We start from the raw sequence: 6499 nt of genomic DNA, 5'->3' as shown, positions 1-6499 counted from the left end.
GTCCCCGTCCCACCCCATGATCGGAACCTATCGGTACGGAACGGCCGGTAGGCGACGATCGCGACAACGTTGATGACCTCGCGCGTCCGGTACATCTCGTCCACGATCCTCAGCGCGTCGTCCCAGTCGCCGCGCATGAACACGCGGTAGCTGGGTCTTCCTGAGACCGCGGTCGCCACCCTTCGTGAGCGGCGCCCTGTGGCATGGAAAGACGTCCCCGTCACCCCAGGTTGCGGGTGACGGGGACGAGGTACCGGGCGTTCGGGTTCGGACGGAGTCAGGCCACGCGGACGCCGCCGGCGAACGGCCGGCCGGAGATCGGGCTGATCTTGACGACATCACCGGTCTGCGGGGCGTGGACCATCTTGCCGTTGCCGATGTACATGCCCATGTGGTGCAGGTCGCTGTGGAAGAAGACCAAGTCGCCGGGCCTCAGCTGGCTTTGGGAGACGTGGGTGCCGGCGTTGTACTGGGCGCCGGTGTAGTGGGGGAGGCTGATGCCGACCTGGGCGTAGGCGTACAGCGTCAGTCCCGAGCAGTCGAAGCCCTTGATGTTGGCGCCCTGCGCTGTGCCGTAGGACGGGCCGGACGCGTTGCCGCCGCCCCACGAGTACGGCACACCGAGTTGGCTCAGGGCCGCATTGAGCGCGGCCATGGCCTTGGCAGAGGCACCTCCGGGATCCACGTTCGGGGCGGGGCCGGCGTTGGCGCGAGCGCCCGGCCCGGTGCCGAGCCTGGCTTCGACCTTCTTCAGCTTGGCCTGGAGTTCCTTGCGCTTCTTCTTCGCCTCTTCGGTGAGTTCGCGTACCTGCTTCGCGCGCGCTTCGGCCGACTTGCGGGACCGTTCCGCGGACTGCATCGTCTGCAGCAGGTGGGCGACGCGAGCGCTGTCCTGGCGGGCGAAGTAGTTGAGCGTGGCCGACTTGTCCAGTACGGACTGTGGGTCGTCCGCTGATGCGAAGGCGACCGCCGGGTCCGCCGGACCGTTCTTGTAGCTGTCCGCGGCGAGCTTGACGATCCTGGCCCGTGCCTCGTCCAGCGCCTTCTTCTGGCGGAGGGCGTTGCCCTCGGCCACCTTGGCGGCCCGCTGCGCCTGCTGCAGGCGTACGCGCAACCCGTTGTACTGCTCGCTGAGCTTCTCCGCCTCGTCTGCGAGCTTCTTCTGCTGGGCGGTCAGCTCTTTGCGGGTCGGCTTGGGCTCGGCCCAGGCGGGCGGGGGAGCCACGAGCGTCGCGGAAAGGGCGAACGATGCCGTCCAGGCCGAGCTCGTGATGAGCCGGCGGCGGATCGGTTTTCTTTCTCCGGCAGCTCGTCGCTGCATGCACTGTCCTCTCCAGTACGCCTACCAGGTGAGCTGCCGGGTTCGGGCCGGAGTCGCCCTACCGCTCATGGCGAGCGGATTCACCCCGGATGGAGAACGGTTCCCCGGTTCCCCGGACTACGAAGGTCCGCGGGATTCGGCGTGGCCAGCGCTGTCCCCGGAGGGGACGCCGCACGTTGGCTCCTACGGAGCGTAGGAGATAGTGGCCACATTCGCCACCCAAGTGGCCGATTACGACAAACCGCCTCTGTGGTTTCAGATCGTCGGCCAGTACACGCTTCACGTGCAGCAGCGCGAGAAGGAAGTGGGCCTGGGCGCGCGGTGAGAAACGGACTCAGCAGATCTCGGTCAACTGCACGATGGTGGCGGCGGCCACGAGGAGGGGTGCGGCGACGGCGATGGTGACGAAGGCGGAGGCGGCCGCCCGGACGGCCCGGCGCCGCTTCGCCACCTCGGCGGACTCCAGACGCAGCACTCGTTCCGTCAGCGCCGCCGAAGGGCCGGCGGCGCCGAGGGCGCCCGCGACACCGGGGGTCGCCGCGAGCCGGCACAGGGCGTTGGCGAGCGTCCGCCTCCCGAATGCCCTGGCCGCCGTATCGTCGGCGGCCATCTCCAGCAGCAGGGGGAGGGTCTCCTTCGCCCGGCGGACGGTCGGCAGCCAGGGCAGGAGCGTGTAGGCCAGGTCGAGCACGAGCAGCATCGCGTGGTGCCGCTGACGCAGGTGGGTCCGTTCGTGGACCAGAACCGCGCCGAACTCTTCGGGCGTGAGGGTCTCCTGCGTGCCGGTGGTGACCACGATCGCGCGCTCCCGGGCGGGCAGCGAGTACGCCACGGGGATGGGGTGGTCGAGGACGAGTACGTCGTCGTGTCGTCCATGCTCCTCGGCGACGAGCCGGAGCATCTCCCAGTGCCGGCGCCGGTGCCGCACGGCTCGGCTGAGCCGGGGCAGGCTGCGGGCAAGCCTGGAGCAGCAGGCCGTCAGCAGCACCAGGCTCGCGGCGGCCGCCATGATGACCGCCTCGTCACCGTGGTGCGGCAGGCAGTCGCGCAGCCACCCCACGAAACCGTGGCCGGGCGCCGGCGGCATCAGCAGCGCCACCGCGACGATCCCGATGCCGGCGATGAACGTGCCGGCCAGCGCCGCGAGCCAGCAGGCGATGGCGGTCCCCGGATTCGCCGCAGGGCGGCGGAGCCGATCGAGCGCGGGCCCCGCCAGGCAGCCCAGCAGGACCGCCGTGGCGACCAGGCTGATCACGAGGTAGATCACGCCTCATGCCCCTTGGCCGTCGGACGTCCGCCGTCGCAGGGCCTCCAGCAGGTGGCGGGCGTCCTCGAGCGGGACGGCTTCCGCGAACCTCGCCAGGATGCCCCCATGATCATCGGATTCGGTCAGCGCGTCGAGCATCAACTCGACCGCATACTCCTCCCGCGCACGGGTGGGGGCGTAGCGGAAGGCCGTCCCGTCCGGAGTACGCCGAAGCAGTCCCTTCTGCGCCAGCCTTTCGGCCACGGTCTGGACGGTGTTGTAGGCCAGAGCCTTGTCCGCGTCCTCGTTCAGCTTCGCGAGCAGTTCACGCACCCGCAGCGGGCCGGGTGCGGCCCAGAGAACGTCCATGATGGAACGCTCGAGTGCTCCGCCCAATCCGGCCACGCGCCACCTCCCGTCCTCCGCACATTGTGCCGGAGAACCGGCTGCGGGCGGGAAGGCCGGCTGTCGTCCCCTACCGGCATGTGATGCGGGGCGGGGGGTGTGCTGGACGTCCTGCAGCCCAGCAAAGAACACGGCGTTGAACATCGTCGTCGCGAACTGCGAGAGCCTGCCGTCGCTGGACCGCTCCGGCGACCGTGTCACCGAGTGCTCGGGCATCCGACCAGGTGCGGAGCCAGGCTCCCGGGCCCGACCGTTGCCTGCTTGCCCCCGACGACCATGGTGACCGGCCCGGACATGGCGATCCGTGCGGATCCCTCCGCGACCCGGCGGATCTCGTTCGCGTCCGCCTTCGGCTGCAGGTAGGTCCCGTCGAGCAAGGCGGCTCTGGCTGGAGTGCATCTAGGGCGCGGCCGGCGGGGCGCCCGGGTCCGAGCAACTCGCCGATCCAGTTCGGGGCATACCCCCGGGGTGTAACGAAGCACACATCACGATATTCGTACGTCCGTGCGATAATACAAATATGTCTAAGCTGTCACACAAGCATCCAATCGATGCCGCGGGGGTCGACCGGGCTCACGCGGCCGGACTGGGCGCCGCCGAGGCGGAGCGGCTCGGCGTGCTGCTCGCCCTGCTGTCGGATCAGACACGGCTGCGCATCCTGTTCGTGCTGGTGTCGGTCGAGGAGCTGTGCGTCGGAGATCTGGCGTTGGCGCTGGACATCTCGATGGACCAGTCCTCCTACGCGCTCAAGCAACTGCGCAGCGCGGGGCTGGTGCAGACCCGCCGCGCCGGCCGCGTCGTCCACTACCGCTTGGCCGACGGCTTTCCCAGACAACTACTTGAGCACTGCCTGCGCGAGCTGCTGACCATCTCGGAAAGGGAGGCGCGATCATGAGCGACCGTCATCGGGGTCTGGCCGGGGACCTTCGGGGCGTGGTAGACGCCGGTCACGGCCATCACTCCGGACATCCGGCGACCGGGCACGGCGGGCACGCGGGGCACGGCGGGCACGGGGACCATGTCGGACAGTTCCGGCGGCTGTTCTGGGTGATGCTTTTGCTGGCGGTGCCGGTGGTGGCCTTCTCCGGCATGTTCGCCTCGCTGCTGGGCTACCGGCTGCCGGACTCGGGCTGGACGACGTGGATCTCCCCGCTGCTGGGCACGGTGATGTACGTCTGGGGCGGTCGTCCCTTCCTGACCGGCGGCGCCGACGAAGTGCGTACCCGCCGGCCCGGGATGATGCTGCTGATCTCCCTGGCGATCACTGTGGCGTTCGTGGCGTCGTGGGGCGCCAGCCTGGGCGTCCTGGGCGGTCACCTGGACTTCTGGTGGGAGCTCGCGCTGCTGGTCGTCATCATGCTGCTCGGGCACTGGATCGAGATGCGCTCGCTCGCGCAGACCACTTCGGCCCTGGACTCGCTGGCCGCGCTGCTTCCCGACGAGGCCGAACGCCTCGACGGAGATCAGATCGTCACCGTGCACCCCGCCGAGTTGCGGGTAGGCGATGTCGTGCTGGTGCGACCGGGCGGCAGCGTCCCGGCGGACGGACGGATCATCGACGGCGCCGCCGAGGTGGACGAGTCGATGGTCACCGGCGAGTCCCGCACCGTCCGGCGCGGCCTCGGGGACCATGTCGTGGCCGGGACCGTCGCGACCGACTCGGGACTGCGGATCGAGATCACCGCCACCGGCGACGACACCGCGCTGGCCGGTATCCAGCGCCTGGTGTCGCAGGCGCAGAACTCCTCCTCCCGGGCGCAGCGGCTGGCCGACACCGCCGCCGGGTGGCTGTTCTGGTTCGCGCTCGGCGCGGCCGTGATCACCGTGCTGGTCTGGGCGCTACTGCTCGGCTACCCCGACGACGCGGTCACCCGCACCATCACCGTGCTGGTCATCGCCTGCCCGCACGCCCTCGGCCTGGCCATCCCGCTGGTGGTGTCCATCGCCACCGAGCGCGCCGCCCGCGGCGGCGTACTGGTCAAGGACCGGCTGGCCCTGGAAAGCATGCGCACCGTCGGCGCCGTGCTGTTCGACAAGACCGGCACCCTGACCAAGGGCGAGCCGACCGTCACCGCGGTCGAACCGGCCGCCGGGCTCACCGCCGACGAGGTGGTCGCACTCGCCGCCGCCGCCGAGACCGACAGCGAGCACCCGCTCGCCAAAGCGATCGTCCGCGTCGCCGCCGAGCGGCACCTCGACATTCCGGAGACCGCCGACTTCACCTCGTCCCCCGCCCTCGGCGTCACCGCCACCGTCGCCGGCCGGCGGATCCGGGTCGGCGGGCCGCACCTGCTGACCGAGGAGCACCAGAAGGAACTGGGGGTGGCCGAGCGCTGGCGCGCCGACGGGTCGATCATCCTGCACGTGCTCCGCGACGGGCAGGTGATCGGCGCCTTGAAGCTGGCCGACGAGATCCGCCCGGAATCCCGCCAGGCCGTCGACGCGCTGCACGAACGGGGCATCGAGGTCATCATGATCACCGGCGACGCGCGAGCGGTCGCCGAGTCGGTCGGCGCCGAACTGGGCATCGACCGGGTCTACGCGGGCGTCCGCCCCGAGGACAAGGCCGCCACCGTCAAGGCGCTGCAGGACGAGGGCAAGCGCGTCGCCATGGTCGGCGACGGCGTCAACGACGCTCCCGCGCTGGCCCAGGCCGACGTCGGCGTCGCCATCGGCGCCGGCACCGACGTCGCGATCGGCTCCGCCGGGGTGATCCTGGCCGGCGACGACCCGCGTTCGGTGCTGTCGGTCATCGACCTGTCCCGGGCAAGCTACCGCAAAATGAAGCAGAACCTGTGGTGGGCCGCCGGATACAACCTGATCTCCGTACCGCTCGCCGCCGGGGTGCTGGCGTCGGTCGGGTTCGTCCTGCCCATGTCGGTCGGCGCGGTCCTGATGTCCCTGTCCACGATCGTGGTCGCCCTCAACGCCCAACTGCTGCGCAAACTCGACCTCCGGCCGCACGCCGCCTGAAGCCACTCGTGCCGCACTTCCCAACGGCGCAAGCACCTCACCCGGCAGGGATGGGGCGTTTGCGCCGTCGATCGCAGGCAGCCGTCATTGGTTTCGGGCTCGTGTGTCAGAGGAAATCTGTCGGAAAGGCTCCGCTCCAGCACCGAGGGAATGGCCGCCAGGTCCGGCACTCGATCCATCGCCGGGTTGAGCCAACGCGCGACCTCGGCAGTGCCGTGGGCGGTGAGGGAGCCGGTCGGCTGCGCGGTCTGTTGCGGGGATGCTCCCCAGTGGCGCGCAACTCGCGGGGTCAGCTTCGGCACCCCCCGAGTTCGGCCCGGGCCCGGATGCGGGCGCGATCATCGGCCAAAGACATCCGGGCTTGGGGAGCTTCCACCGACGCGAGGGCACCACCCCTCGCGCCAGGCTGATGACACTGCTGCTCATGCCGTCACCCTCGGCGACGGTCAGGGATCCGAGTGCAGACCGGTCTGTCCATGGTGCCCGGTTATCGCAGGCAGGGCGACGTCCAAAACGGAGGGTTGTGGGAGTGCTCCGCCGTGCCGGTTCGGCGA

6 protein-coding genes and 1 riboswitch are annotated in these 6499 nt (G+C 70.2%); of the genes, 3 read left to right on the top strand and 3 right to left on the bottom strand.

Translation table 11 applies throughout. From position 1 onward, the window contains the following. Positions 1-277: 277 nt before the first annotated feature. Entirely contained in the window at positions 278-1321 is a 1044-nt protein-coding gene (locus E1284_RS16380; RefSeq protein ID WP_131939947.1) for an NlpC/P60 family protein, read from the bottom strand. A gap of 3 nt (positions 1322-1324) precedes the next feature. Continuing rightward, positions 1325-1473: riboswitch (cyclic di-AMP (ydaO/yuaA leader) on the bottom strand. A 50-nt stretch (positions 1474-1523) separates the two neighbouring features. Between E1284_RS16380 and E1284_RS43670 the strand changes: the two genes are divergently transcribed. Next, positions 1524-1646 carry a hypothetical protein gene (locus E1284_RS43670; RefSeq protein ID WP_279433047.1) on the top strand — a complete coding sequence of 41 codons (123 nt, stop codon included), beginning with the start codon at positions 1524-1526 and terminating at the stop codon, positions 1644-1646. Positions 1647-1655: 9 nt separating this feature from the next. Here E1284_RS43670 and E1284_RS16375 read toward each other — a convergent pair whose 3' ends face one another. Continuing rightward, entirely contained in the window at positions 1656-2588 is a 933-nt protein-coding gene (locus E1284_RS16375) for a M56 family metallopeptidase (RefSeq protein ID WP_131939946.1), read from the bottom strand. A 3-nt stretch (positions 2589-2591) separates the two neighbouring features. Continuing rightward, the gene (locus E1284_RS16370) at positions 2592-2972 is read right to left on the bottom strand and encodes a BlaI/MecI/CopY family transcriptional regulator (RefSeq protein WP_207923777.1); all 381 of its coding nucleotides are present in this window, start codon (positions 2970-2972) and stop codon (positions 2592-2594) included. A 520-nt stretch (positions 2973-3492) separates the two neighbouring features. On the opposite strand from E1284_RS16370, the gene E1284_RS16365 reads away from it, so the two are divergent. Together E1284_RS16365 and E1284_RS16360 are read left to right on the top strand one after the other, a co-directional pair. Then, entirely contained in the window at positions 3493-3867 is a 375-nt protein-coding gene (locus tag E1284_RS16365) for an ArsR/SmtB family transcription factor (RefSeq protein ID WP_131939945.1), read from the top strand. Further along, positions 3864-5945 (top strand): heavy metal translocating P-type ATPase, encoded by a 2082-nt coding sequence (locus tag E1284_RS16360; protein WP_131939944.1) that lies wholly within the window; start codon positions 3864-3866, stop codon positions 5943-5945. The genes E1284_RS16365 and E1284_RS16360 overlap by 4 nt, the downstream gene beginning before the upstream one ends. The last annotated feature ends 554 nt before the right edge of the window (positions 5946-6499 follow it).

This window comes from Actinomadura bangladeshensis, assembly GCF_004348335.1.
In the GTDB taxonomy this organism is placed as follows: Bacteria; Actinomycetota; Actinomycetes; order Streptosporangiales; family Streptosporangiaceae; genus Spirillospora; species Spirillospora bangladeshensis.
This window is presented reverse-complemented; position numbering and strand designations above follow the sequence as displayed.